This is a genomic window from Aliiroseovarius sp. CAU 1755 (assembly GCF_054482655.1).
Genome location: NZ_JBTLRH010000001.1, coordinates 465525 through 489653 on the forward strand (window position 1 = coordinate 465525; position 24129 = coordinate 489653).

Annotated in this window: 16 protein-coding genes and 1 tRNA gene; 10 read left to right on the forward strand and 7 right to left on the reverse strand. The window is 52.8% G+C overall.

Annotated elements, in window-relative coordinates; all coding sequences use genetic code 11:
- Nucleotides 1-3: 3 nt before the first annotated feature.
- The 3 genes from ACXYMP_RS02320 to dapF all read right to left on the reverse strand — a co-directional run bounded on the left by ACXYMP_RS02320 (nucleotide 4) and on the right by dapF (nucleotide 2467).
- Nucleotides 4-282, reverse strand: coding sequence for a hypothetical protein (locus ACXYMP_RS02320; protein ID WP_298567115.1), 279 nt, complete (start codon nucleotides 280-282; stop codon nucleotides 4-6).
- A gap of 84 nt (nucleotides 283-366) precedes the next feature.
- On the reverse strand, nucleotides 367-1629 hold the full coding sequence (gene mtaB, locus ACXYMP_RS02325; protein WP_458904080.1) for a tRNA (N(6)-L-threonylcarbamoyladenosine(37)-C(2))-methylthiotransferase MtaB: 1263 nt from the start codon (nucleotides 1627-1629) through the stop codon (nucleotides 367-369).
- A 1-nt stretch (nucleotide 1630) separates the two neighbouring features.
- The gene (gene dapF, locus ACXYMP_RS02330; protein WP_458904082.1) at nucleotides 1631-2467 is read right to left on the reverse strand and encodes a diaminopimelate epimerase; all 837 of its coding nucleotides are present in this window, start codon (nucleotides 2465-2467) and stop codon (nucleotides 1631-1633) included.
- Between the two features lie 110 nt (nucleotides 2468-2577).
- Here dapF and ACXYMP_RS02335 point away from each other — a divergent pair.
- Nucleotides 2578-2653: transfer RNA gene (locus ACXYMP_RS02335), tRNA-Lys, on the forward strand.
- Between the two features lie 282 nt (nucleotides 2654-2935).
- Complete coding sequence (locus ACXYMP_RS02340) at nucleotides 2936-3403, forward strand: metallophosphoesterase (RefSeq protein ID WP_458904084.1); 468 nt, start codon at nucleotides 2936-2938, stop codon at nucleotides 3401-3403.
- Between the two features lie 265 nt (nucleotides 3404-3668).
- Here ACXYMP_RS02340 and drmB read toward each other — a convergent pair whose 3' ends face one another.
- Genes drmB through ACXYMP_RS02360 form a run of 4 tightly spaced genes read right to left on the reverse strand, consistent with a single transcriptional unit; the run spans nucleotide 3669 to nucleotide 13825 of the window.
- Nucleotides 3669-5528 carry a DUF1998 domain-containing protein gene (gene drmB / locus ACXYMP_RS02345; RefSeq protein WP_260517522.1) on the reverse strand — a complete coding sequence of 620 codons (1860 nt, stop codon included), beginning with the start codon at nucleotides 5526-5528 and terminating at the stop codon, nucleotides 3669-3671.
- Nucleotide 5529: 1 nt separating this feature from the next.
- The gene (locus tag ACXYMP_RS02350) at nucleotides 5530-8805 is read right to left on the reverse strand and encodes a helicase-related protein (RefSeq protein WP_458904087.1); all 3276 of its coding nucleotides are present in this window, start codon (nucleotides 8803-8805) and stop codon (nucleotides 5530-5532) included.
- A gap of 2 nt (nucleotides 8806-8807) precedes the next feature.
- Nucleotides 8808-10553 carry a nuclease-related domain-containing DEAD/DEAH box helicase gene (locus tag ACXYMP_RS02355; RefSeq protein ID WP_458904089.1) on the reverse strand — a complete coding sequence of 582 codons (1746 nt, stop codon included), beginning with the start codon at nucleotides 10551-10553 and terminating at the stop codon, nucleotides 8808-8810.
- Nucleotides 10550-13825 (reverse strand): hypothetical protein, encoded by a 3276-nt coding sequence (locus ACXYMP_RS02360; RefSeq protein WP_458904091.1) that lies wholly within the window; start codon nucleotides 13823-13825, stop codon nucleotides 10550-10552. Before ACXYMP_RS02360 ends, ACXYMP_RS02355 begins: the two co-directional genes overlap by 4 nt.
- A 403-nt stretch (nucleotides 13826-14228) precedes the next feature.
- Between ACXYMP_RS02360 and ACXYMP_RS02365 the strand changes: the two genes are divergently transcribed.
- From ACXYMP_RS02365 to ACXYMP_RS02400, 8 genes are all read left to right on the forward strand, one after another.
- On the forward strand, nucleotides 14229-15380 hold the full coding sequence (locus ACXYMP_RS02365; RefSeq protein ID WP_458904093.1) for a DNA cytosine methyltransferase: 1152 nt from the start codon (nucleotides 14229-14231) through the stop codon (nucleotides 15378-15380).
- A gap of 85 nt (nucleotides 15381-15465) precedes the next feature.
- Nucleotides 15466-15843 (forward strand): very short patch repair endonuclease, encoded by a 378-nt coding sequence (locus ACXYMP_RS02370; protein ID WP_458905299.1) that lies wholly within the window; start codon nucleotides 15466-15468, stop codon nucleotides 15841-15843.
- Nucleotides 15844-15985: 142 nt separating this feature from the next.
- Nucleotides 15986-16816: a protein NO VEIN domain-containing protein gene (locus tag ACXYMP_RS02375; RefSeq protein ID WP_458904095.1), complete on the forward strand. Its 831-nt coding sequence runs from the start codon at nucleotides 15986-15988 to the stop codon at nucleotides 16814-16816.
- 570 nt (nucleotides 16817-17386) lie between these two features.
- Nucleotides 17387-17635, forward strand: coding sequence for a helix-turn-helix domain-containing protein (locus ACXYMP_RS02380; RefSeq protein ID WP_458904097.1), 249 nt, complete (start codon nucleotides 17387-17389; stop codon nucleotides 17633-17635).
- A 260-nt stretch (nucleotides 17636-17895) separates the two neighbouring features.
- Nucleotides 17896-18579, forward strand: a complete 684-nt coding sequence (locus tag ACXYMP_RS02385) for a hypothetical protein (RefSeq protein ID WP_458904099.1) — start codon at nucleotides 17896-17898, stop codon at nucleotides 18577-18579.
- Nucleotides 18576-20699 carry a Mu transposase C-terminal domain-containing protein gene (locus ACXYMP_RS02390; RefSeq protein WP_458904101.1) on the forward strand — a complete coding sequence of 708 codons (2124 nt, stop codon included), beginning with the start codon at nucleotides 18576-18578 and terminating at the stop codon, nucleotides 20697-20699. The genes ACXYMP_RS02385 and ACXYMP_RS02390 overlap by 4 nt, the downstream gene beginning before the upstream one ends.
- A 2-nt stretch (nucleotides 20700-20701) precedes the next feature.
- Nucleotides 20702-21706, forward strand: a complete 1005-nt coding sequence (locus ACXYMP_RS02395) for a TniB family NTP-binding protein (RefSeq protein ID WP_458904103.1) — start codon at nucleotides 20702-20704, stop codon at nucleotides 21704-21706.
- Entirely contained in the window at nucleotides 21706-23529 is a 1824-nt protein-coding gene (locus ACXYMP_RS02400; RefSeq protein WP_458904105.1) for a TniQ family protein, read from the forward strand. Before ACXYMP_RS02395 ends, ACXYMP_RS02400 begins: the two co-directional genes overlap by 1 nt.
- Nucleotides 23530-24129: the final 600 nt, after the last annotated feature.

Below are 24129 nucleotides of genomic sequence, written 5' to 3' on the forward strand. Positions count from 1 at the left end.
CAGTCAGACCTTTCGGAATCGGATACGGGTCAGGCTGACGGCATCAATTTCGATGCCGGGTCCACTGTCACCAAATCGAATCACGCGCCGCATACGTGCGGTCGCATTCACTTGTTCAGCGTCACGTCGCGCGGTCATCCCTTCGGGGGCATCATCCAAAGCGTCTTCGGCACGCTGATCGCGGCGACCGCGTTCGACAGAGCGGGCAAGGGCATAGGTCGCAACCGCGACGGTGCCATAGCGCAAAGCAATAGCGGCAATTGGGGCTAGGGGCAGGGGCATGTGATCCTCCTTCGCATTAAATGTAGGGAGGCAGAGCGGGTCTGTCCACTTTTGGTGCTTGCTTGGCGATCATTTGCCGACGAGTCAGACCACCAGCCGATGGCCATCACAGCTGGTCGGCGTGGCGGTCACGATCGCGCCCTCAACCTGTGGTTTGCCAAATACTACTTCGGCAAAATGCTCGGTGCGGCCCATGGTGGGGTTTTCCAACAGGATTTGATGCTTACGTCCAACATGGGCGGCAAGGTGGCGATCAACCTGCGCGTCACCTGCGGCGCGCAGGCGGGCGGCGCGCTCTCTTATAATGGTCCCGTTAACCTGCGTGGGAATTTTGGCCGCCGGGGTGCCTTCGCGTTTGGAATACGGGAACACGTGCAGCCAGGTCAGGTCGCAATCCGCGACCAGTTTCAGGCTGTTTTCAAAATGCGCGTCCGTTTCGGTCGGAAAGCCTGCAATGATATCGGCGCCGAAGGTGATGTCGGGGCGCAATCGGCGGGATTCTTCGCAAAAGGCAATGGCGTCATCGCGCAGGTGACGGCGTTTCATCCGTTTCAGGATCAGGTCGTCGCCATGTTGCAGGCTCAGGTGCAGATGCGGCATCAGACGCTGCTCGGACGCGATGGCCAGCATCAGATTATCATCCGCTTCAATGGAATCGATCGAGCTGATCCGCAAGCGCGGCAAGTCTGGCACGAGGCGCAGGATACGCATGACAAGGTCACCGAGCCGAGGCCCGCCCGGCAGGTCAGCGCCCCAACTGGTCAGGTCCACGCCGGTCAACACAACCTCATTGAAGCCTTTATCCACAAGGCGCTTGATCTGGTCGACCACCACGCCTGCGGGCACGCTGCGCGAATTGCCCCTGCCATAGGGGATGATGCAAAAGGTGCAGCGGTGGTCGCAGCCGTTTTGCACCTGTACATAAGCGCGGCTTCGCGTGCCGAACCCGTCAATCAGATGGCTGGCGGTCTCGGTCACGGACATGATGTCATTGACCTGCACACGCTCGGTTTCGCCGATCAGGTCTGGGGCAAGGCCCGCCCATGTCGCGGGTTCCATCTTTTCATGGTTGCCGATCACGGCGTCCACCTCGTCCATGGCCGCAAAGGTTTCGGGCTCGGTCTGGGCCGCGCATCCGGTGACAATCACCTTGGCGTCGGGGTGTTCACGGCGCAGCTTGCGAATTTCCTGACGGGCTTTGCGCACAGCCTCGGCGGTGACGGCACATGTGTTCACCACAACAGCGCCTTCAACGCCCGCCTCGTCAGCAAGCCGCTTCATTGCCTCGGTCTCATAGGCGTTCAGGCGACAGCCCAGCGTCGCGAAAACGGGGGGTTTGGCCGTCATGCTACAGCCCCTTCAGGAAGGCGGGCGTAAGCTGGCCCCTGTAAACAAATGCGGTCGGTCCGGTCATCCAGACCCCGTCGTCGCGCCAGTCAAGCGTCAGCCAGCCGCCGTCCAGCTCCATCCGCACGCGCTTGTCGGTCAGGCCGCGCTGATGGGCGGCAACGGCGGTTGCGCAGGCACCTGATCCGCAGGCCAGCGTGATGCCGGTGCCGCGCTCCCAGACTCGCATGCGGATTTCATCACGCGCACGGATTTCGGCGAATTCGACATTGGTGGCTTCAGGGAACAGCGGGTTGTGTTCGATGCGCGGGCCGATGTCGGCGACATCCACCGCATCAACGTCGTCCACGAAGAAAACACAGTGCGGATTGCCCATACCGACTGCGACGGGGTCACCGTCTAGCGGCAGATGGGCCGTATCGGTCTTGTGCGACAGAGGCACAGCTTTCCAGTCAAGCTGAGGCACCCCCATATTTACCGAGACCTGATCGCCGTCCGTGCGGGCCTCAAGAATGCCACGTGCGGTGCGAATGGTCAGGGTGCTTTTTCCGGTCGCGTCCAGAATAAAGCGCGCCACACAGCGCGTGGCATTGCCGCACGCTCCCGCCCGGCTGCCGTCTGCGTTCCAGAAATCAAGGTCGATATCGGCGGCGTCCGAGCTTCGGATCTCGGCCAGCTGGTCGAACCCGACACCGCGATTCCGGTCACCCAACCGGGCAGCCAAATCGCGTGTCACAACAGCGTCATGACCCCGTGAATCGATCATCACGAAGTCATTGCCCGCCCCATGCCATTTCATGAAGTCGATCGTCTGCGTATGTGTGCCATCAGAAGCCATGCGCCGCGATATAAGCGTTTGTGTGAACTTTTGCCAGAGATCGCACACATTCCTTGGAAATTGGGGTTGACCTGTCCTGCCTGCGGTTATAGTCACCGCGCTCACAGAGTGGGCCGTTAGCTCAGTTGGTAGAGCAACTGACTTTTAATCAGTGGGTCGAAGGTTCGAATCCTTCACGGCTCACCACTTTCATCTTTATAAGATGACACGTAGTTTGTCTTTTTTGACAGGGGTTTGTCGTTTTTCAGGCAAATCTTCCAGTTGTGGGTTGCGGCGGCAAGGTTTACGCTGTGCCGAATGAGAAGCATGCCCAATGGTTTCTTGTCAGACCCATTGTCGGCGCCTTCTTCATGTCAGAAAGATTCTTAGCGAGTAGTTTTCATGGCGCATTGGTATACGGCGGATACCCACTTTGGGCATGAGAATATTATCACGTTCTGCAATAGGCCTTTCGCAAATACCGACGACATGGATGCCACCATGCTCAAAAACCTTGCGGACCGTGTGGGGTCAGATGACGATCTGTGGATCATCGGCGACTTCGCCTTTGGTCGAAAGGCAAAGGATGTCCCGTTCCTGACCGAGGTCTTCAACCGACTACCCGGTGCGCGCAAGCACCTGATCACGGGCAACCACGATTTCCAGCCCACGCTAGGACTGGGCTGGGATACTGTATCACCATTCATTGAATTGCGTGACGGGCCACAGAACCAACTGAATACCCTGTGCCACTACCCGATGATTACATGGAACCATGCAAGACGCGGGGCATTGCAGTTCTTCGGTCATGTCCATGACAACTGGAAAGGGTCATCAAACTCGGTAAATGTCGGGGTCGATGTTTGGGATTTCATGCCTGTCAGATACGACGACATTGCGACCAGAGCAGCGAGCTTGCCAATGAATGCGCATTGGAATGACGTTGAGCCTACCTAAGCGGCAGGAAGCTACGCTCTGTCCAAAATTCTGCTCCGCGGGACAAAGCGGTGGTTGCATTCTGCAATCGTGCCGAGGGAATCTAATATGCTACTCCCTAAAGAACGACGCGAACCGATCTTCTGAGATCGCGGCTTAGCATTTTCACAAGCGCGCTTAGGTCGCCTTTAACACGAAACATTCCGCAGAAGACCGCATCGGTTTGTCCTGCAGCGGCACTACAAGCCAAATGAGGAAATGAATCCGGCCTCAAAACGCACTGATCCTATCCTTTGAAGTAGGCCAATTTGGAGATGCTTGGATGACCAACGACAATCGCCCGATCGAGCAACATGTTCGACATTTCACAGCTAGTTTCTGGCAAAAGTGAGCAAGCATGGCAAGCGGCTAAGTTCAGCGAATTCAGGCCTTGACCAGCACTCTCGATGCAAAGCGGGTCGGATGAGCAATAACGCCCATTCTCTAGTGCGGCATGAACTGTTGAAGGCAAGTATTCTGGCCGCCCCTGTCGAACAAGTCCTCCAAGTGTGCCTTCCGAGTCTCCACTTGCAGTATAGAGCAGCACTCCCGCCATTCCATCGGGGCCATCCGAAGCATAGATACGCTCGCATATGCTGGAACTGTCATAACCGGAGTCGAAGGCAAGTTGCCTAATGAGGAGGTGAGCAAAACTGTGCAGCAAAACCTTGGTCACTCCCCCTTCCAAATCAACCCTCGCCATTTCTGCGTCAATCGTGTTGTGGGCAATGCGGAGCTGCTCAAATCGTTCCTGCACCGTTTCGCTCGCTGCCCATTCCGCAAGCCGGCTTTTCCGAAACCGGAGAAAAATGCCTTCACCGCGAACGGAAACACCCGGCAGCCAATCTGGTTTGCCAAGGGACAATGGGGCGAGGTCATTCTCATTTGCGCCTGGCGGAAGCAATCGGGTGAAACCTTGCAGGACTCGTGTTTCTCTGAGGCGTGTTACAAGTGCGACCTCATCAAAGTGATCTTCAAACCAAGTGCCATAATCCTTTAGCTGAATCGGACGGAGGTCGAAGTCTTCCCTGTCCTTGGGCAAAGGTCTTGGGCCAGTGAATGCGTCATACTCGGCTCGGCGAAAGGCGTTTTCCGTTACTAAGGTTGTACCCGATATCCCGTCCTTCAGTGCCAGCGCCCCTTTCAGGAGTTCATCAGCTTCAACGCCGTATTCCTTAGCCAAGTACTCCAAGGTTGGTTGTGGCGGATCCGGTAGAAGCGCTTCGAGGATATTGTATACTCCCTTTTCGGACAATACCTTCATCACACGCTGAGAATGGGGAGGGATTAGGATAGATTTCGCCAACTTGGCGAAATACGCGTTTGAGGCACCGCGTTGAATAGTTTGCATTGCGCTATGCTGGCAGGGTTCTGCACTTTCGGGTCCAAGCCATGGTCGTTCACCTGGGCAGCCTTCACTCAATGTGTCAGCCAATACCCCACGATTGAAGGCTCCAACCATAGACCTCCGCTCCCCACAAGTCCGACAAACAATACGGATACCAGCGGTGCCAGGTTGGGTCGTGGAGGTAAAGTAGAGCTCAGCTACTCCGTCGGAACAGTTGTGGCCTCGGTGAACCCATCGTTCCCAGGGAAAATCAAAAATGTGACCACTTTCACAGGCGACAACGAAGCGGACCGGTATCAACCGTGGACGTACGTTTTTGTGCAACTCCCCACAGGTCTTGCCCCGTCCTCCTGCAAGTCGTTCTGCGTTGTTGCACCGCATGTTTTCGTCTCTTGATTGCGTATTCCAATCGAGCTTCTTCATGCGCCTACAACGCGGGCAATAGTGCCAGCGAGGGAATCGAACGAATGGCATCGGTGCGCGGTCTTCCTGTGGCACCATACCACGAACGTTAGTTTCACGAGCAAGCGATGGCGTGTAGAAGTGAGAAATCTTGCGCCCCATTTCAGCGCTCAAGCGTTGCGCCAACCGACTGTCGACCACTCTCGTTGATTTCTCCAGATCGAGAGCAGCACCGGGCTGCGCCACGGGCCAAGCATCGAGGCCCGCCATCATTAGTGTGTCATCAATAAAATCAACGATTGCACCGACACCGAACGGGACAATCCCTTGGGATGTTCTGAATTCATTCTTGGCCATTTTACATATCCGGCTCTGGGTAAATCGAAAGAACGCTGGCCGAACTGCTACCGTCCACATTTCGCATTGAGGTCATCACCGGCCAAGCGGCTTGCAAGAGTTGGTCATCCGCAGGAGCGCCAAAGGGTAGCATGAGGGATGCTTCATCAACACCTCCGGCCATTTTTCCCCAAGCAGGTGGCGCATACTGCCGCCAATCTCGGACCCAATCATCCAGCTCATGCCTGGCATCTTCGCATTCGTCTCCGTTGATGTCTTCAATCCGGTCAAGGATCCAACTTAATTCATTGTCCAACTTCAAAGCCTTGGTGGAGTTTTGAATGTCTTTTGGACTTTCGAATCCGCACAAGTGCCTTGCAACAGCGACTAAGAGACCCCGCATTCCGCGGCTACGAGCCTGCGGTGAGAAAGGCGTGACGCTGGTAGGTTCGACGTGTCGATATAGGCTTTGGTGATACCCAACGAAGCGTTCGTAGTGGGAGCGATCTCGGTTCTTTGTCTGTGTATACGCGACGACGACCAAACCAGGATATTTGCGCCCAACCCGCGAGGTGGCCTGGATGTATTCCGACGTTCCTTTTGGCTGACCGTTCACAAGCATGAGACCGAGCCGGTCGATATCAACACCAACAGCAATCATGTTGGTTGCGAGTAGAATATCCACCGGGGCAGGGTTGCGTTGTCCACGACGCCAATCGATTGCAAGCTGATCAAGAATCTCGGGAATCTCTTCAGCTTTGCGGCGGCTGGTGAGTTCCGCGGGTTCATCGAGCATTCGTCGGTGCTCTGGAGGAATGTTCTCGAGACCGCACAACTGTTTTAGGTATTCCGGTATGTCCCCAGCACACAGAGTTGCGGCATGTCCGAGCTCGCGCAGCGTATTAAAATACCAAACCAGGGTTCCGTAGGGATTGAGATGTTCGGCTGCCTTTTCGTCGCTTTGATCAAACCGGTTGGGGAACTGCAGTAGAGGTCCTGTAACACGCACCAAAGCTGTTTGATGCGAGGAAAGAGCGCTGCCGAGAAAGCCAATGTATAAACGCCCTGGCGCATCGTCATTTTGCTGCGCAAAGTAACTATCGTTCGCTTGGTTGCCTTGCGGGGGGTACTCGAAGGCTTCACGATTATAGAGCGCACTGCATTGGTCCGCTGCTCGTCTGATAGTAGCGGTTGACGCGACAATTTTCGGAGGGACGCCACCACGGGAGCATAATTTGTCGATTAGCGTTTCGTATAGGCCCACCATTGTACCAAGTGGCCCGGAAATGAGATGAAGCTCATCCTGGATAATTAGTGAAGGTGCGACTCCATCATAGCCACCAAAGATGTTGTGGGTACGATCCTCCCAAGCGAGTTGCGCGAACTTGTCTACGGTGCCAATGACCAAAGTGGGCGGGTTATCGTAGATGTCATCGTCGATTACAAGAATGGGCAAGTGTTCGGAGTGAAATTTACAACCCGGCTCTGGGCAGCGAAAGCGAACTGTCTTTTCCCCGTCGTGATTATTCTCTTGCCGGTAACCTTGGAAATTGTTCTCCGTGAGATCAGTCCTACACCACGGACAGTGCAGTATTTGGAACGGGTTTGATTGATAAGGCTTTGTTTTCAGGCTTCTTAGCTTCGTGCATGCATCGCGCCTGCGGTTGGGTGTCAGGCTCGTCCCTACCCACATTCCGATGGTGATTGGTTCATTGCCCAAGTCTATCCCCATCGCACTTTCCCGCCGTAGCTGCTCTAGTGCGAAAATCAGAGCGGAAGCTCGATCAAATTGCTGACGCGTTAGAAGGCGAAGGGTGTACCGCATCAAGACGGCCGTACCGCCGCCCTCATTTCTTAGACGCCGCAGTAGGATACTGAACGCAGCCAGACCTAAATATGCCTCGGTCTTGCCGCCGCCAGTTGGAAACCAAATTAGTTCGACCAGTTTCCGATCGCAGTGACCAGGGTCGGTGGTTGAGGCTAAGTTCATCAAGATGAAGCCGAGCTGGAATGCACGCCACTTATTCTCCATGCCGGAGTCAACCTGACTGACCTCCTCATCGCCAAGCTTCCGGGGTTTGAGACGGGATCGCTGCTGCTGCGTGAACATGGCGCGGTTCATCAAGCGAAACGCAACCATTGCATCTTTGTCCTTGCGCAGCAGCTCTATGCCTTCGCGCATACGACCAAGGCAAGTTTCACATTTCGAAATGTTGTCTTGTGACGCCGAACGCAAATGACTTGGAATGGCTTCGCGTGTCAGGTCGTCAATCCAAGCGGCATAGTCGTCCACAAGTCCCGAAAGAACCTTCAAGATGGCTACTTCTGGATCCGCCGACTCGTCGCCAGCGTAAAGAAACCCCATGGAAAGGTTGAAGGCGGAACCGTCTCGATAGTGCTTCGATCTCGGTTCGACAGGTTGCACCTCAAACTGAGGAAGTGCAGCCGTACGTATCAAATTGCACCGCCCGTCCTCAGCGACAACTGCATTCCGATCCCAGTCCGCAGCTACCCCGTGCCCCAATGCAAAGGAACGGCGATGCCGGTACAATAGCTTGAGCTGATCCAACTCGTCTTCGCGCACCCCTCCATCCTGACGATCAATCGGTTCAAATACTGGTTCGCCATCTGCTGAATTCACTTCGAGACCGACCTGGAAGAAGCAGGCATCATGCCGCGCGGACCGTTCACTGCAGGTTCTTTTGTTGACCAACATTGCCGAGACAACCGAACTTCCGTCGTTTTCTCGTACGATGAGTTCGAACGAGAGTTCTCCGCGCAATGTGGGCACCCTTACGGGATCAAGCACACCGAACTGGTTTGTTTGGATCGTCACCAGTTCGTCTATTGGCTCTCTTACATAGCTCTGACGGTGGGCCCTTTCAGGATCTGGTTCTGATCTATACGTAGCTGCACGAATTCTGCAGACTAACTCAGTCCCCGACTTAACTCTAAAGGTCAGGCCCATGGCAGCCGGGCTGAACTCATTTGCGAGGTTCAAGGGTTCTGTGGCATCTGAAGGGAGACCTGTTCTATCAGTTGCAGAACCGCCTGATGCTGATGGGCTGGAATCGGATATGTCCCCGTCAACAAGAGGAGCGTTATCATCGCTTTCGTTTATATCCATCTCGGCCATGAGGATACGTTGAGGAAACAAGATTCCTGTTGCATAGAGTTGCAAGGGGTTTAGACGAATTGAATTGGTATCCATAGGGTCCAACGGGCCAAATAGTTTGGTCTGCAGATCCTCGACCATTGCAGCACGCATTTCCCTGAAATCGTTCGGTAAGATGCTCATTTTTAGTCCTCAACATTCTTCTGAGATTTCAGCATCTCAATTGCTCGCCACTGAATGAAGGCGTTAGAAACAATAGCGTAGCACTTCGTACGTGTACGCGTGAGTGCCACGAGTAACAGGCTGGTCTGCCAATCGATTTCAAGGCTATCTGGAGCATCGGTGACGATCACAATCTCAGATTCCAATCCCTTGAATGCAGCAACCCCAGTTGAAAGTATTTGTTGTCTATCGGGTTGGGCCTCTCGTGGGGACACCAATGGCTTGCCAACGTTTGGCGGAAAACGATCTACAAGCCGCTGCCCAGCCTTTCGCCATGACAGGATTGCAATATCTCCAGGACGAACGCCATCACGGATCAACTCGACAAGAAGAGCACGCAGTTTGGCGGCAGCTTCCTTCTCGGTTGCAACCCCGATGTACTTCACGGGCGAATTGAGCTGACGCCGGCATTCCGGTGCAGCCGCCTTCGAAAAAAAGTATGCTTCGGCAGAAGTTTTCGGAGGGTTTCTGAAGTTTTCCCTCAATTCAACTGATACCGCTCCGGTTTCTACGAGGGTTTCGAAAGCCTGCTTTTCAAAGCGTGAATAAATGTCTGCCTGATCGCCCTGGTCCAAGAAGATCGCCCAGCGCCCCTTCAAGCCGCCGCTCAGGATCAGCGTCAGACAAGCAAGATTTCTTTCGTTTAGAATATCTTGGGCTTCATCCACAATCAGCGCATCATACTGCGGAAGCTCATCGGTCTCCAATAAGATCTCACAAGCGTCTTCGAAAAGTGCTGGGTAACCCTTCAAGAAGTGCTCTTCTTCTGAGATTCCGATAGGAACCGCCGGTGACAACCCGGCACGACGGATGATGTCATGCATGAACTTGTGGAGCGTCGTGATCTTAAATTTTGAGTCTCCACGCTCCACGGAGAGATGGGCGGCCAGTTCCGTGTTGAAGCAAAGGTAGAGTACGTTCTGTCGCTCTTCTGAAATTCGACGTGCAGCTTCCAACGCCAGTACGGTTTTGCCTGTTCCTGGCCCTCCGGAACAAATCAGTCTCGGGTTTTGTGGACTCAAGACAAGGTCGAGTACTCGAAACTGCTCCCTGCTGAGAATAGGTGCTTCACGTTGACTTTCGATCACGAGCCCTAAAACGGTCAATCCGGTTTCAAAGTCGGGTCGCATAGCGTCAGCACAAATTCGCAGCTTCTCCGAATTGAGAGGAGGGGTGGATCTTCCACCCTTCTCTTTTCGTTTGAGCTCGAAGTATGTTTCTAACCGTTTCAGGTATACCGAAAACGGGCTTTTCTGGTCGCGAAGATCATAAACTACATCTTGGCTCCATTCCGCGTCTTGATAATCGAAAACGACCGAAGGCAGGATCACTCCCCAGCCAAAAATAGCATCCTTTCGAGAGAGCACACGCTGTTCTTGAAGGTGTTTCAGGACTGCCCAACGACAACCCTCTGCTTGTTTGAACGGACCCTCGGTGGTTGTATACGAACGCTCACCTGACCCAATTTTCCAAATCCCATTTTTTCGCTGAATTGCCCCCCCTTTGACCTCAAGGCAAAAAACTCCGCGTGGGGTCATCAACACGAAATCGCATTCGGCATGTTCCTTGGTACCATGTCTTTCCAAGCCGATTGATTGGAAGCAGTATATCTCTTCCTTGGTCTTCATATTTTTGATTTCGTTGAAAATTTGCTGCTCAGTAAAAGTGGCATTCGGGCTGCAAATAGGAGGTATCATGTGAACGGTCATGACAACCTCGCTGCCGTACTGTGATCAAGTCCTTGCCGTTGCCACAGAAGCGAGCCTGCACAAGTTGCCACCTGACCAACATATTCCACGCGATGGACATTGAGGTCGATGCAAGTGCTCCCCACTTCGATCCGCAATTTTCCTGTGGTTTGATCAGCAGTTCCTTTTACAAGTTGCTCAAAGATGTGATCCGCGGCTTCATGACGAGCTCTATACAGCGCTGAAACGGCCTGCGCCGAAGCCTCGCCAGACTTTTGAATTTCCGGATCGTCGGACAGGGTACAAATCTTCGGAATGACTGCCCGATAGTTCATTGGCGCGACGGTTTGCCCGCTGATCCAGTTCCGATACGCCATATCCGATCGATGCAAGCCAACAGAAGCCAACCGTTTGCGAAAATTGCTCCAAGGAACAGATCCTGCGGCATAGGCCTGTTTAAGAGGTTGCCGCCAAAGGTCAGCCATTTTTAGTGTAGTGTTTGGATCCCTCAGATAGTTGGGAGCAAGTTCTTGGAAAAGCTCTCTGTGAGAGCCATCCTTCAGTACAAAAACATCACCTTCTCGCAATTGGCTAACGGGTATACAGGCATCTTCTGGTCGTGAAGCGTCTCTGTTCAAGAGAACCAGATCAGCATGAGGTGGCAAGAACATGTAAGCCGAGTAGTCATCGAGAATGACAGGAATTCCGCTGACTTTTGCTTCGCTCCCGTAATTAGCGGTCCGATGAATACCTTTGAACAATCCATCAAGGTCGGGGCGTTTCTCTGTCGGTGGGATGAACTCTGATAGATCCTCACTTGGTGCAGATTTATTTCTCTTCGGGCTGGGCCACACCAACTGCTCTCCTGCCCCGCTGGCCTCACGCCCTTCATTTGAGTGTTCGATAGGAGTGCTGAAAGAACGGACGCGCCTACGCACCCCCTCCGTCACTCTTTCGAGCCATTCTTCTTGAAAGTCGAACATCAGGTAGTCCAGCTTTATTGCTGGATTGATTGTATCAAGCCGGCGCATTGTTTCCGCACCATGCCAGCCAGGAACAACCAAATGCTCTACGGGAGCATCGCGAAAAAGTTCCGGTGCAGTAAGGCCCGCACCATAGAAACCATTCTCCTTCAGCAAGGAAGTGGTTTCTTGGGCTTCTTGATGGGACCGGCAGAGGATCGTGACAGGCCTGCCCTCCTTAGCGATCGTCTCACCAAAGACATCAGGGGAGAATTTACAATTCTCGGAAAGCTCACCGAGTGCGTGTGCAATACCAACCAAGGACTGGTCATAAAGTGCCTCCGCCCTTGCTGCCCTCGACAGAATTAAAGCTCGTTCCCGAAGTTTGGCCGACACGGAGCTACCCGGACGCGGCATCTTTCCCATATCGGAAAGGAAGCTCCTAAGTTGCTGCACAATCGGAGAGAAGTCATCTTCCGGATCATCATGTCGATCTTGCAGGAATTTGTTGATTGTAGACAATGCCGGGTTGGGGAAAACCTGAACACGTCGATCAACGATCCAATGATTGTATTGCCGCTTTAGCCCACGGGCCAAAGGGTCAGTTTGCCTGAAACCTCGTGGTCTCAAGGACCACGGTAAAACTACGTCATCCTCCATGACCAGTGCATCCCGGGGTGGACCAGGTACTTCCGAAATATCCGCCAAACAAAGCATCCGGAGGTTTGGAATTTCTCGACCGACGAATTCGGCATTTATCTCGCGGTAGGCCTGCGAACCGAAAGCTATCAAATCGAACCCGACCACTCCCGCAGGGGGATTTTCGATCAGATTTCTCGCGACCATCGCGGACCCGCATGCATAGATCATCGCTCGATCAATAACGCTTTGTGACATGGGTTCTTCGCGTTCGGTTCCGCTTACCCAGGTGGCTCCGACCACTTTCGAAATTGCCTCGCCGCGACAATGCAGGGAAGGTAGGTAGTATTCCAACAAGTTGCGGGGAGCCACCACAAGTACGGCACGCCGCGCATCGCTTCTGGGTCGTCCTTTCAAAAGAAAATGTAGTGGGTCGACAGAGTGGTGTTGCTGCCAAGTCGAAACGGCAGACCCGTTCGACAAGGTTTTGTAATCTTGTCGAGGCGATGTCTCCATGCAGGTCGCCAAGTTGACAGGCAAGTATAGCCGGCCAGATGAATTCACCTCCACAACGATTTTCTCGTCACCTGCTATGACTTTATGCCCTAAGTATCGCACACGCTCTGGGCGCTGACCGAAATTCAGCAGATTGAGGATTGTGCCCTCTTCCCATCTTACATTTGCGCCAGTCTGGGCGTTTTCATGCATTGCAGAAAGTGTGAGTGCCCCGACTACAGGTGCAAGAAAGACATCTGCATCTCGCAAAGCAATATGGTCATTTTCCGTGCTTTCAAGGACAGCTTGGGCAGTTCCGACGACGTACTGGCCGAAGCGATCTAACATCATACCGCCCGCCGTCAGATAGGAGCTTTCCAAGTGGGGAATTCGTTGTTGCAAACTGCTCAAATGTGGAAGGCCGTATGCTTGCTCTTCGACAGTGGCATAAGCCCATTCAATGACATAGAGGTCATCAAGAAGCCCTAATATCCCCAGGTCGTCCGGTATGACGTCATCAGTTTCCGCAAGATATACGATCGCAGCCCGAGCTAAGCCGGATTCAACGCCATCCCCCCCCGCCGCTTCGATCAATGCTTCCAACTTCTGATCAAAATCGGTGATGTCCGCGATGATCTTTAGACCTCGAATCGTCTTGACTTGAGTGGAAATCTTGCTGGCAATTTCTCCGACACATCGCCTGTCAATCTCGGCAGTTCTGAGTACGGTCTGCTGGATGGAGTGCATTTCTTCTTTTGTGATCGCGTTGTATATCCAACCGCCTTCGAAATTCATCCCCAGTTGATCAAGAGCCCGGTCCTGGACCCAGTTCAATTCGCTCAGCTTCTCTTCTTTATGCCAGGATTTCCTTGATTGGTTGAGGAAATACAGAGCAGCAAATGCGTCACAAGCGGTGCCATCGCCCTCTATCGCTTTACGTCTGAAAACCGCAGCGAGGCGTATCCATCCAAGAACTTGATAGCCATTGCTGGCTCGCAATTCCGCAAATGCCACCAAACACGCAGAAATACCGGGCAGGACGCTCTCCCACCCATCTATCTTCTTTCCGATTGACTTGGAAATGTAGTCAATCTCAGTGTTTATTGCCTCAATACGATTTCTTGACGGATAGTCGCATTCAAATTGGCCATAGGGGCCGGGATTCACTTTCTTCACCTCTCTGAAAAGACTTCCCACTTGCCTGATCCTACCGGTGCCAGCATGCAAAGCCCATCAACCTTTCAGCAACCCTAAGCGCTAACGGGGAAATGTCGATCAATTTTTGATTGCGAGCACTCTTCCTGCGACCCATCGTCGCGAACGCCCTCGGTTGATGTTTTTTGATGCTTCTCTGAGAGTTACCTTCCATCAAACCGACAAATTAAATCAGACAATTCATCCAACCAGTCGCGGGTTGCTCCCAAGCCAGTCCTGTCACCGAGGGGGCCAATAGTCTCTCCCTGTGCATATGCTCGGAAGTGTTGGCTAAAACACCATCCCGCCCGTCATTTTCTTGAACATCATGTTAAGCGCCTTAAGGTAGTGCGAAACTGTTTTCGATGAGCTATTGACAATCAAGTCATCAAAGGGAGGACCTCGGTTGGACGGAGGAAACAACCTAAATCGGGTACCTGCGGACAACCCTATCAATCAACTGCAGGCAGTGGACTTGTTCTGCGGCGCTGGAGGGTTTTCCCTTGCGGCCTTCAAGGCCGGTTTTCATGTGGAATTTGCGGTTGAGAACGACAAGTATGCTGTCGATACCTACCGGGAAAACTTCATCAGGAAGCGACAGCTAAGAACGACTCTTTACGATGGCAGCATCAATGATCTGAAGCCTGAAGGGCTTGTAAAGAAGCACTTCTCCGAGTTCGGATGCGATATCGTTCTTGGTGGTCCGCCTTGCCAAGGATTTTCCACTCATCGCATCAACGATTCCGGGGTTGACGATCCAAGAAACAGACTTATCCTCAGCTACTTCAATTTCGTCGAAGCCCTGCAGCCCCGTGCGTTTCTTATGGAGAACGTTCCCGGGATATTGTGGCCGCGCCACGTAAAGTTCCTGGATGAGTTCAGCTCGCGAGCCACCGAGGCTGGTTACAGAGTTTTTTCTCCTTCTGTTTTGGATGCAAGAGACTTTGGCGTTCCACAAAGACGAAAACGGGTGTTCATATTGGGAACACGAAATGACCTTCCAACATCCGCTCTCTCATGGCCACCCTCACCGAGTCACTCCAATTGTGACGACGATCTACCCCTTTGGGTAAACTGCAAGGAGGTTTTCCGAGAAACACGCGACCAAGATCCCAATGACATACACATGAAACATGGACCTGAATTGGTCGAAGCCTTTCGAAACACACCTCTCAACGGCGGGTCGCGCAAGGACTCGGGTAGGATTTTGCCGTGCCACGAGAAACACGACGGTCATAAGGACGTGTATGGAAGAATTGATCCGGGCCAGCCAGGACCGACGATGACAACTGCCTGCATCAATCCATCGAAAGGGCGGTTTGTTCATCCGACAGAGCATCACGGGATCACGGTTCGACAGGCCGCTCGAATGCAGACATTTCCAGACGATTTTGCCTTTTCGGGTGGTCTCACTGCCGCAGGCCGTCAGATAGGCAACGCTGTCCCCGTCGACCTCGGAGTGGCGCTATTGAAACCCATCGCAGAATGGCTATCCGGTTTGGACGAGGCCGTCGATTTTTCCTTTGAACCGCAGCCTATTAATAAATCTGAGGTATAAGTGAGAAACGCCCCTCTCCAGACGCGAATAAATGGCCAAAGCGAAACCCGAATTTCAGGAACCTGTTGACCCTCAGCGATCCAAGATGATGGCATCAATTGGACAACGCGGGACGAAACCCGAAATGATAGTTCGCCGCATATGCCACTCGCTTGGGTATCGTTACCGGCTTCATGTCAAAACCCTTCCTGGATCTCCCGATCTTGTGTTCCCGCGGCTCAAGAAGATCGTATTTGTACATGGGTGCTTCTGGCACAGGCATGCAAACTGTTCTCGAACAACTACCCCCAAAACACGAACCGCATTTTGGGAGAAGAAATTTGCCGACAATGTTAGTCGTGATGAACGGCAAGTTTCGGAGCTATGTGCTCTTGGGTGGCAAGTTCTGATAGTCTGGGAGTGCGAGACAAAAGAGCAAATATCGCTAAAGGAAAAGTTGTTTAGATTTCTTGACGGGAAATGACATGTCTACCCGGGTGTCCAGAGGGCAGTTTAATCGAGAAAACAACGCATTTGCTCCATTTCTCCCTTCCTTTGTCCGCTCTCTACCGAGCTCGGAGGTTCCAATGCGTGACATCGGAAATTCCTTCGCATAGCCTGGCGCCATGAGTGGAGAGGAATGGTCAGATTGGGAGAATGACGCCATTGTGGCGGACTACTTTTCCATGCTCACGGATGAGTTGTCGGGCACGAGGTACAACAAATCGGCTCACAACCGCTCCCTGCAAGAGCTCATTGGCCGCTCCAAAGGTTCGATCGAATTCAAACACCAAAATATCTCGGCGATTCTTAAGGGGCTGAGTGAAACCTGGATCAACGGATACAAGCCCGCCTTCAATTTTCAGAAATCCCTGGAGGATGCTGTTGTTCGGTGTCTGGAGCAGCACGGTGGCTGGCTTACACTAAGAACAACACCCCAAATAGAAGCATCAGAGCCTCCAGGGGCTATTTGGATTAGCACTCCACCCACCATGCAGAACACGCCACCGCCGGACGAACTGGCCCAAATGCTGGCTGTGGCGAGGAAGTTTGATGTGGCGGGTCGAGATGAAAGGAATAGAACTCTTGGTAAGGCTGGGGAGGAGCGTGTCCTTCATCATGAACGTGCCATTCTCGCCAGTGCGGGTCGACATGACCTTGCCAAGAAAGTGCGGTGGGTTAGCCAGGTAGACGGCGATGGTGCCGGGTATGATATTTCGAGTTTCACACCCGAAGGGCAAAGCCGCCTGATCGAGGTAAAAACAACCAACGGCTGGGAGCGTACACCGTTTCACATCTCCAGAAATGAATTAGCAATAGCGGAGGATAACCGTGACCGTTGGACACTTCTCAGGCTCTGGAACTTCTCACGGAACGTGAAAGCGTTCGAATTGCGACCTCCCTTAGAGGCCCACGTCACACTGACCGCAACGAGCTACCAGGCCAGCCTTCACTGAAACTCGCATTGGGTTGGAGTTTGACTGGTTGGCGCAGCTCCCACAATGCTGCATGAAGCATCGAGACTACGAGCCGATTACTTGGCTGCCTATCTCTTTTCTACTGACGTAGCTTTTGCCTGTCTGCCTCGTCAACGCAGTTCGTCCATAGCGCACTAGAGCACCTTAATGTCCCACGATGCCCACATGACTGCTTTTGGGTGGCTGCACTGCAGCATTTTGTCACTCGGAGGATGGCGGTTTTAGTCGTTTTGAGACCGTCCGTTCGCCCGAACCAGCAAATGCGAAGTTTCTTTCGCCGGTTGTTGCAGCTTCTTTTGTTCGAACGATCAAAAACATTTCTGACCAATAGCACCACATTTAGCGCACGCTTTGTTTTTCAACGGTTTCTGGCGCGATTTGCTAACACTTTTTCTCACACTTTGATGTTAGCATTCGTGTGAGGGATAATGTTAGCATAACTCACTGTTTTAGCTGAAATATTTTCCTTCTCAAAACAAATCCGCGAGCCTAATAATTAGCCAAGAGTGATTCGCCACTCCGGACCAAACAAACCTAGTGGTTGTCCAGATGATACTAGATTTAGATTTGCACGACGACGTCCGCTACAGGCTTAAAAAGCGCGGCGTGACCCTATCGCAAATATCCAGAGAGCTTGGCAAGTCACCCAGTACCGTCACAGCGGTGAGCCAAGGGCGTGTCAAATCGCACGCCATACAAGAGGCTATCTGTCGGCACTTGGGTCTAAATCACCCCTCAGAAATCTGGCCGGATCGGTATCCAGATCTTGCGGCCAAGAAGGAGGATTCAGAGATGTAGCGGACAACAGAAAAGAGCTGAGAGTTGCACCCCTCAGCCCTTCCTTATCTTGGGCATCAAAGACACCCTTTTGCTGAGCCTTTGATCCCCTTTTTCGAGAAAAAAGTCAACCGTCTGGCGTGAGAGATCTCTCGCCAGACCAAGAAATCTGACAAACCGAAAGGGGTCACCATGACCTTAGTGACACGCGCGCAATGCGCTATCCGTCATGCTTGCAGCATGTACGGCAAGCAATCCCATACCTATGGGGGCGCCGAAACATGACAAAATTTGAGTCCCAAGGCTTCGTAGAGCCGGATCCGTCCAGAAGTTCACGAAAAATCAGCTGGCGCTCCCGCGCCAGTTGCCGAGGAACGCTGGTCCTCAGACTGAACGGCCGCCAACAGATTGTCGTCTACGAAAGCTTGCTGGAATTGATGTGCATTTTACTGATCAGCTCACGCGGTGATGTAGTCGATGTTTGGGATCAGCCAGCGCCGGTTCCGTTCTTTCTCCCGGATGGCAGTCGACACGAGCACACTTTCGACTTCCGGGTGACGCTGGCTGACGAGCGTTGCTACGCTGTCGCGGTCAAGCCGATTGATCATGTCGAGAAATACAATTTTGATGTCAGGCTTGCTTACGTGCGCGCTGCATTGCCAGGCTATTTCGCCGATGACGTCATCCTGATGAGCGAGGCAGATTTCACGAGGGCACAAGCTCTTAATGCTCAGCGATATCATGAATTTTCAAAGAAGACGGATGACGAAGCAGACGAAGATATTATTCGTGCCGCCAAGCATCAGGCAGCTCCGACGACACTGGCAAATCTAATCGCAGCAAGTGGCCTTGGCCGCCGAGGATTCCGAGCAGCCTTCCGTGCGGTCGTCGAGGGTCGATTGAAGGCGCTAACAATTGGCAAGATTGGCTTGCAGACGGTGGTTTCTGTTGAGGTGCCGGCATGATCTTCAACTACGATCCAGCGGACACATTCATCATATTCGGTGTGGCTCATTGGTGCTCCTTTCAGAATGACAAACTCTGTATTTTCGAACCCAAGGAGAAGGGTTCTGGACCTCCAAAGACGCTTACGCGCAAAGAAATCAATTTCTTGAGGGGCAGCAACAACTGGCGCTACCTACCCGGTCCAAGAGCCCGAGAGCGTTTGAATAGGGCGGTCACGACAGGAACCAAAGCACTGCGAGATGCGCATCCAAACGATCGCGATGCGGCAATCTTTACCTATATGGAATGCATGAACCTCGAGTTCTTTCGAAACGCCGGTGCCATCGTCCTTACGCCCACCAGCCTCAAGGAAAACTGGAAAGACATTCTTGGCGTCTTTCTTGCAAAAGAGGCGGTTAGAAACATCGATGGCGGCCCCCGTCGCGGTGGTAGCAAATTGCCGCAACAGAGGAAACCGCATGCACCGGAGACCCTACTTAAGCTCTATAAGAAGCTGCGGAAAAACAAATATGATCCCGGTGTTTTGGTTCCAAAGTACCGAACAGGCAAAGAAAAGAGCTTCGGCTTTTGCGCCGATACTGAACAGTTCATTAGGAACTTTGTCAGAGCGTCGATCAATCTAGAAGACCCCAAAGACAACGCTATCGCAAAGGATACACGCGACGCGTTGATTGAGGAAAACAAGCTACGCGCCAGAAATGGCGAGAAGCTTTTGGGCGTTCCAAGTGAGCGCACAATTATCCGGCGTATAGGTCTACTTGATCCATTCGAAGTGTCTGTTCTGCGTGATGGCATCGATCATGCACGGAACAAACATTCAGTCTCATCGGGCGGCCTTGACCTGCTTTACGCCTTAGAACGGGTCGAAATCGATGAATGGGAGGGCGATGTTCGCGTAAAATTCCAACAACTGGGGATTTGGAACGAGCTTCCTGAAGACATTCGTAAAGACATGCCTGTCAATGGGCGGCGCTGGATCTATGTCGCCATCGACTGTGCATCGCGGTGCATTTTGGGTTTGTCAGTTTGTTCGCAACCAAACAGTGATGCGGCAAGGCGCATTCTGGCGCAAATTCTAACTGACAAAACTGAGCTTGCGCGCGCTGCCGGGGCGGAAGGCTCTTGGGGTTTCTTCGGCAGCCCTCATCTGATCTGTACCGATACTGGCTCAGCTTTCAGTTCAAATATGTTCATCCTAGCGGTGAATACACTTGGCGCGATAATGCTGTTCCCACCGGTGAAGATCCCTGAGCTGCGGAGCAGGATCGAACGTGCGTTCGGAACAATGGCGCGAAAGATAATGCCACTTCTCCCAGGGCGAACATTCAATAATCCAATCGCGAGAGGTGACTATCCGTCAGAGGAGCGCACGGTTCTTACCGATGATGATTTAACGCGAATCCTGACTGTCTGGGTTGTTGACCATTATCACCACCAACCGCATCGCGGTCTACCTGGCGGCCAGTCTCCCGCCAGCCGATGGAAAGAGTTGGCCGAGGCGTACGACATCAGCGAGCCGCCTGATCTACATACGCGCCGGGTCGCGCTCGGTTACGAATACGTTCGCACGCCGTCAAAGCAAGGCGTTGTCCTGTTCTCCAATCATTATGATTGCAAAGAACTGATGAAATTTCGGCGAAGCAATAAAGGAAAGCCAGTCCGCATTCGCATTGATCCGGACAACATTGGTGCCGTTTCCGTCGAAATTGATCGCGTATGGTATGATGCACCAGCTTTGAACGGTGAGGAGCTCGAGGGCCTTTCAATGGCTCATTGGAGCCGTGTGATGCGTCAGTTGCGGCAAAAGTACGCAGCCGATGCAGAACTCACGTTGCCGCAAAGAAATCGTGCGATCCAGAAGATTCGCAAACTCGTAGATGAGGCCCGCGAACTTGGTGGCTTGATTGACCCTGAATACACGGCTGCGCGGCTTGAATACCTCGAAGACAACCTGTGTGCCGGTATGCTTTTTAATCATCCTGAGACACCGCCTGTCGGCGATGGTGACTTGCCCTTCGGTAAAAAAATCGAGCCGCTGCACCCCAAAGGGCCGGAAAACGCGACCCAACAACCCAATCGCACTGACGGCGATGGGTCAGAGTGGACATTGGAGGACTGATCATGACCAATCATACAAGATTGTCACCGGAAACTCATGTAAAACTGGCCACGCTTCGCGGGCGTTTCATGCCACGAAAGTGCTTTGTCGAGATGTCTGACGCAATCCACAATCTCGAAGACCGGAGGCGGGCAGAGATCTCTCAAGGCCTTCACCCAGAGGCCCGAGGTCTTGCCGTGATTGGTAACTCAGGCAGTGGGAAATCGACTGGTGTGGCGCATTTCTTCAAAAAGAGTGATACTCTGTCCCTCCTGGCAGATGGTCACGAAACCGCAGATGTTGCAAGTTTTCTTGTTCCATCCCCGGCGACTTTGAAAGGTGTTGGAATCTCGTGTCTGAGCGGTCTCGGTTATCCCCTAATGCGGGATCGAACGGCGGGGATTATCTGGGAACTTGTGCAAAGCCATCTAAGCGAGTTGCAAGTGATGTTTCTCCACCTTGATGAAGCGCAGGATTTGATGGGCTCTCAAAGCGAACGAGAGATGCTGGCTGTTGTGAACACGCTCAAGTCGGTGATGCAAAATCGGCATTGGCCCGTCAGTATCATTTTGAGCGGACTTCCAGATCTCCTGACACTATTGAACTTGGACCCGCAGCTTGGGCGGCGGTTCACCCCTATCCAGTTTGACCAACTGGATGAGATTGACGACGGTCGCCAAATACGTTCTTTGCTTGAACAGTATTGTTCCGCAATCAGCGTCGACCTCGAGCCTGAGCTGAGATCTGACGATTTCATCGCGCGCTTGATACATTCTGCGGCAAGTGAATTTGGGATATTGATCGAAATCGTCATCGGAGCGATCGAAATCTGTCTCCGTCGAGACGAGACCATCCTTGGCAAGCATCATTTCGTCGCTGAGTTCTTACGACGGACCGGTTGCGCCAACGACCTGAACCCATTCGTCCGCACGAACTACTCTGCTATCAACCCAAGGCGGCTCCTACCGAGCAGCAAGGACGTGTCACTCGACGTCGTTCCACCTCGTAAGCCGCGGAAAAAGAAATGATGCGGTTGCGATTATCGGTTGCCCCCTTTCCTGGCGAACCTGCCAATTCAGTCGTTAGCAGAATTGCCGCGCGCAACGGGGCCAGTTTTGTGCAAGATTTTTGCGCGGATATGAACGCTTCTTGGCGCGAGATTGCAAATGGGGAGCGAGTAGCGCTCTCCGATATGGCGGCCTTGGCCGGCATATCGTTTACGGAACTCAGCCGTTTTGCTGTGCAAGATCGAGGGCATCATATCTACGATCTGAACGACCAATACCTGACGGCGAAGACGTTGGACCGACGTGCTTTGAAGGTGTGTCCGTCATGTTTGATTGACGATGTGAAAATAGGCGGAGATCTAGATCGGCATTGCCGTGTGGAATGGCTGCTCAATTCTTATCAGGTCTGCCACATCCACGGCAGACCCATGCTTACGTTAGCTGACGCCGATTTTCCTCGATGTGCGCATGACTTCTATCAGCGGATAAGAGACCACTGGAGATACATTGTAAAAACGGAAGAATTGGATGACTTGGCCGTTGGCGATGTCGCTTGGGAAGCCTACGTGGCGAACCGCATCAGAGGGGAACCAACGCACGTATGGTGTGACCGTTTCGATCTCGATTTCACATGCCACTTGGCAGTGAATCTCGGAACTGTCATGCTGTTCGGTTCTTCGAAAAACCCTTCGGAACTAAAACCGAAAGAGAAATCCAGCGCTACTGCCCAGGCTTTTGCGGCGCTCGAAAAGGGGCCTGAAGCATTGTGCGATGCCCTCCATGCCGTTCGGAAAGCGTCTGCTAGTCCAACACCAGGCTTTAAGGCCGACTTTGGAGCGTTGGCGCGATGGCTATGTCGTGCAGATTACGATAATCCCAGATTAGCTGAGCTCTTGGATTGCGTTGTCCAATTCGCTTTCGAGAATTATCCGTTTGGAGAAGGTGACGAGCTCTTTGGCAGGAAATGTCAGCAACGCCGAATCCACAATCTCACAACCGCGGCCAAACAACACCATCTGAATTACTCCAGAATGGCAAGTTTGGCGGTTGGGTTGGGTATCGGTACCGAAGATCGTCAGAAGCGCATCGAGTTCTCGGCGCAAAAGTATGACCCAATACTTGAGCAATTTGCACAATGTATTCGTCCTAAGCCCGCCGCAAAATCGCTGGGTATTAGGGTAGAGGCGCTCCAGCGTCTTGCGAAGGCGACGTTACTGCAGCCGAGGTTCGACTTGCCAGCAATGGCACCAGTTTATCACCCGGATGACCTTGATCGATTTAAGCAGTCCATCTTCGAGAACGCTGAAGTGGTTCCAGAGATTTCGCCCAACTGCATTCCGCTCTTTCGGCTGTGCCAACATGCAAAATGCCATTTTGAGGAGGTGATCCGTATTGCACAGTCGGGTAAGTTGAGGTCTCTTTGTCGGTCGGCCAGCGCACGGAGTATTCATGATTGCTTTGCTGATCTGGAAGATCTCCGAGATCAGCTCGAAGGTCCGACACACAAAGGTCATACCAAGCAGGAAGCAAAACGGATGCTTCGCATCAACGACCCCACAGTGACATTACTTGTCCGAAAGTCTTTGCTGCCGGTCCGTATGGTTCGGCATCCACGGTCACGTCGCCCGATGGGGTTGATCAGTTCAACGGCGTTGTCCGCGTTTTTGAACGAATATGCAACGCTGGGTATGATGGCTTATGCGGCCAACACGCAGGCAAAGCACGTCGCCACCAGGCTAGAAAAGGCCGGAATTGAGCCTCTGCCGTTGGGAGATCGGTTCAGCAAGATTTATCGTCGCAGCGCTGAGCTCGAAAATCTTTTTCCACCGGGGCGAATAACCTAACTCGAAGAACTCTCGAGCGTAGATAAAGAACATACGCTAGTTTCAATTTGGACTTTCCGAATCTTTCGCCCGCAGGTTCCCCTGCGGGCTTTTTCTATGACGTGCAAGATTAGGAGCCGTCTATAGCCAGTCTACTTCAGAATATTCTGATCAAAGCGTCAAACGAACTGTCAAAAAGCGCAGATTTGATGTCAAAGTTTCCTATGGTAAATGTTTGAAATCAGGTGCTTGGTCGACTTTTAGGAGGCAAACCTCGTGTCATCTTACAATCTTAATTATCAAGATGTTACGAGCCGCGCCATCGTGCGCGGCTTTCGTTTGTTTGCTTGCCGGAAGCTATACGAGAACTCGCCTCCCAAGAATCGCGCTTGTCGGCAAGCCGCTGCCTTGCAGAGCACCCACGCAAGGTGGGCCAAGGTAGATATGAAGGGCAAATGAGCGCGGCCGGACAAGGCGGAAATGGGTGTCGGCGGGCAGGCTCTTGAGTGCTCCGGTCTGTAGAGCGCGACCGGAGCATGCTGTTTGCGCCATACTGGCAAGGCTGCAGCCCAACCCCATGCGTCCCCTGCATACCCTATTCGATTTGAGCATTTGCGCTTG

What these genes read in the sequence shown, in the direction of transcription:
- ACXYMP_RS02320 (WP_298567115.1), bottom strand. Translation starts at nt 282, where the DNA reads ATGCCCCTGCCCCTAGCCCCAATTGCCGCTATTGCTTTGCGCTATGGC.
- mtaB (WP_458904080.1), bottom strand. Translation starts at nt 1,629, where the DNA reads ATGACGGCCAAACCCCCCGTTTTCGCGACGCTGGGCTGTCGCCTGAAC.
- dapF (WP_458904082.1), bottom strand. Translation starts at nt 2,467, where the DNA reads ATGGCTTCTGATGGCACACATACGCAGACGATCGACTTCATGAAATGG.
- ACXYMP_RS02340 (WP_458904084.1), top strand. Translation starts at nt 2,936, where the DNA reads ATGGATGCCACCATGCTCAAAAACCTTGCGGACCGTGTGGGGTCAGAT.
- drmB (WP_260517522.1), bottom strand. Translation starts at nt 5,528, where the DNA reads ATGGCCAAGAATGAATTCAGAACATCCCAAGGGATTGTCCCGTTCGGT.
- ACXYMP_RS02350 (WP_458904087.1), bottom strand. Translation starts at nt 8,805, where the DNA reads ATGAGCATCTTACCGAACGATTTCAGGGAAATGCGTGCTGCAATGGTC.
- ACXYMP_RS02355 (WP_458904089.1), bottom strand. Translation starts at nt 10,553, where the DNA reads ATGACCGTTCACATGATACCTCCTATTTGCAGCCCGAATGCCACTTTT.
- ACXYMP_RS02370 (WP_458905299.1), top strand. Translation starts at nt 15,466, where the DNA reads ATGATGGCATCAATTGGACAACGCGGGACGAAACCCGAAATGATAGTT.
- ACXYMP_RS02375 (WP_458904095.1), top strand. Translation starts at nt 15,986, where the DNA reads ATGAGTGGAGAGGAATGGTCAGATTGGGAGAATGACGCCATTGTGGCG.
- ACXYMP_RS02380 (WP_458904097.1), top strand. Translation starts at nt 17,387, where the DNA reads ATGATACTAGATTTAGATTTGCACGACGACGTCCGCTACAGGCTTAAA.
- ACXYMP_RS02385 (WP_458904099.1), top strand. Translation starts at nt 17,896, where the DNA reads ATGACAAAATTTGAGTCCCAAGGCTTCGTAGAGCCGGATCCGTCCAGA.
- ACXYMP_RS02390 (WP_458904101.1), top strand. Translation starts at nt 18,576, where the DNA reads ATGATCTTCAACTACGATCCAGCGGACACATTCATCATATTCGGTGTG.
- ACXYMP_RS02395 (WP_458904103.1), top strand. Translation starts at nt 20,702, where the DNA reads ATGACCAATCATACAAGATTGTCACCGGAAACTCATGTAAAACTGGCC.
- ACXYMP_RS02400 (WP_458904105.1), top strand. Translation starts at nt 21,706, where the DNA reads ATGCGGTTGCGATTATCGGTTGCCCCCTTTCCTGGCGAACCTGCCAAT.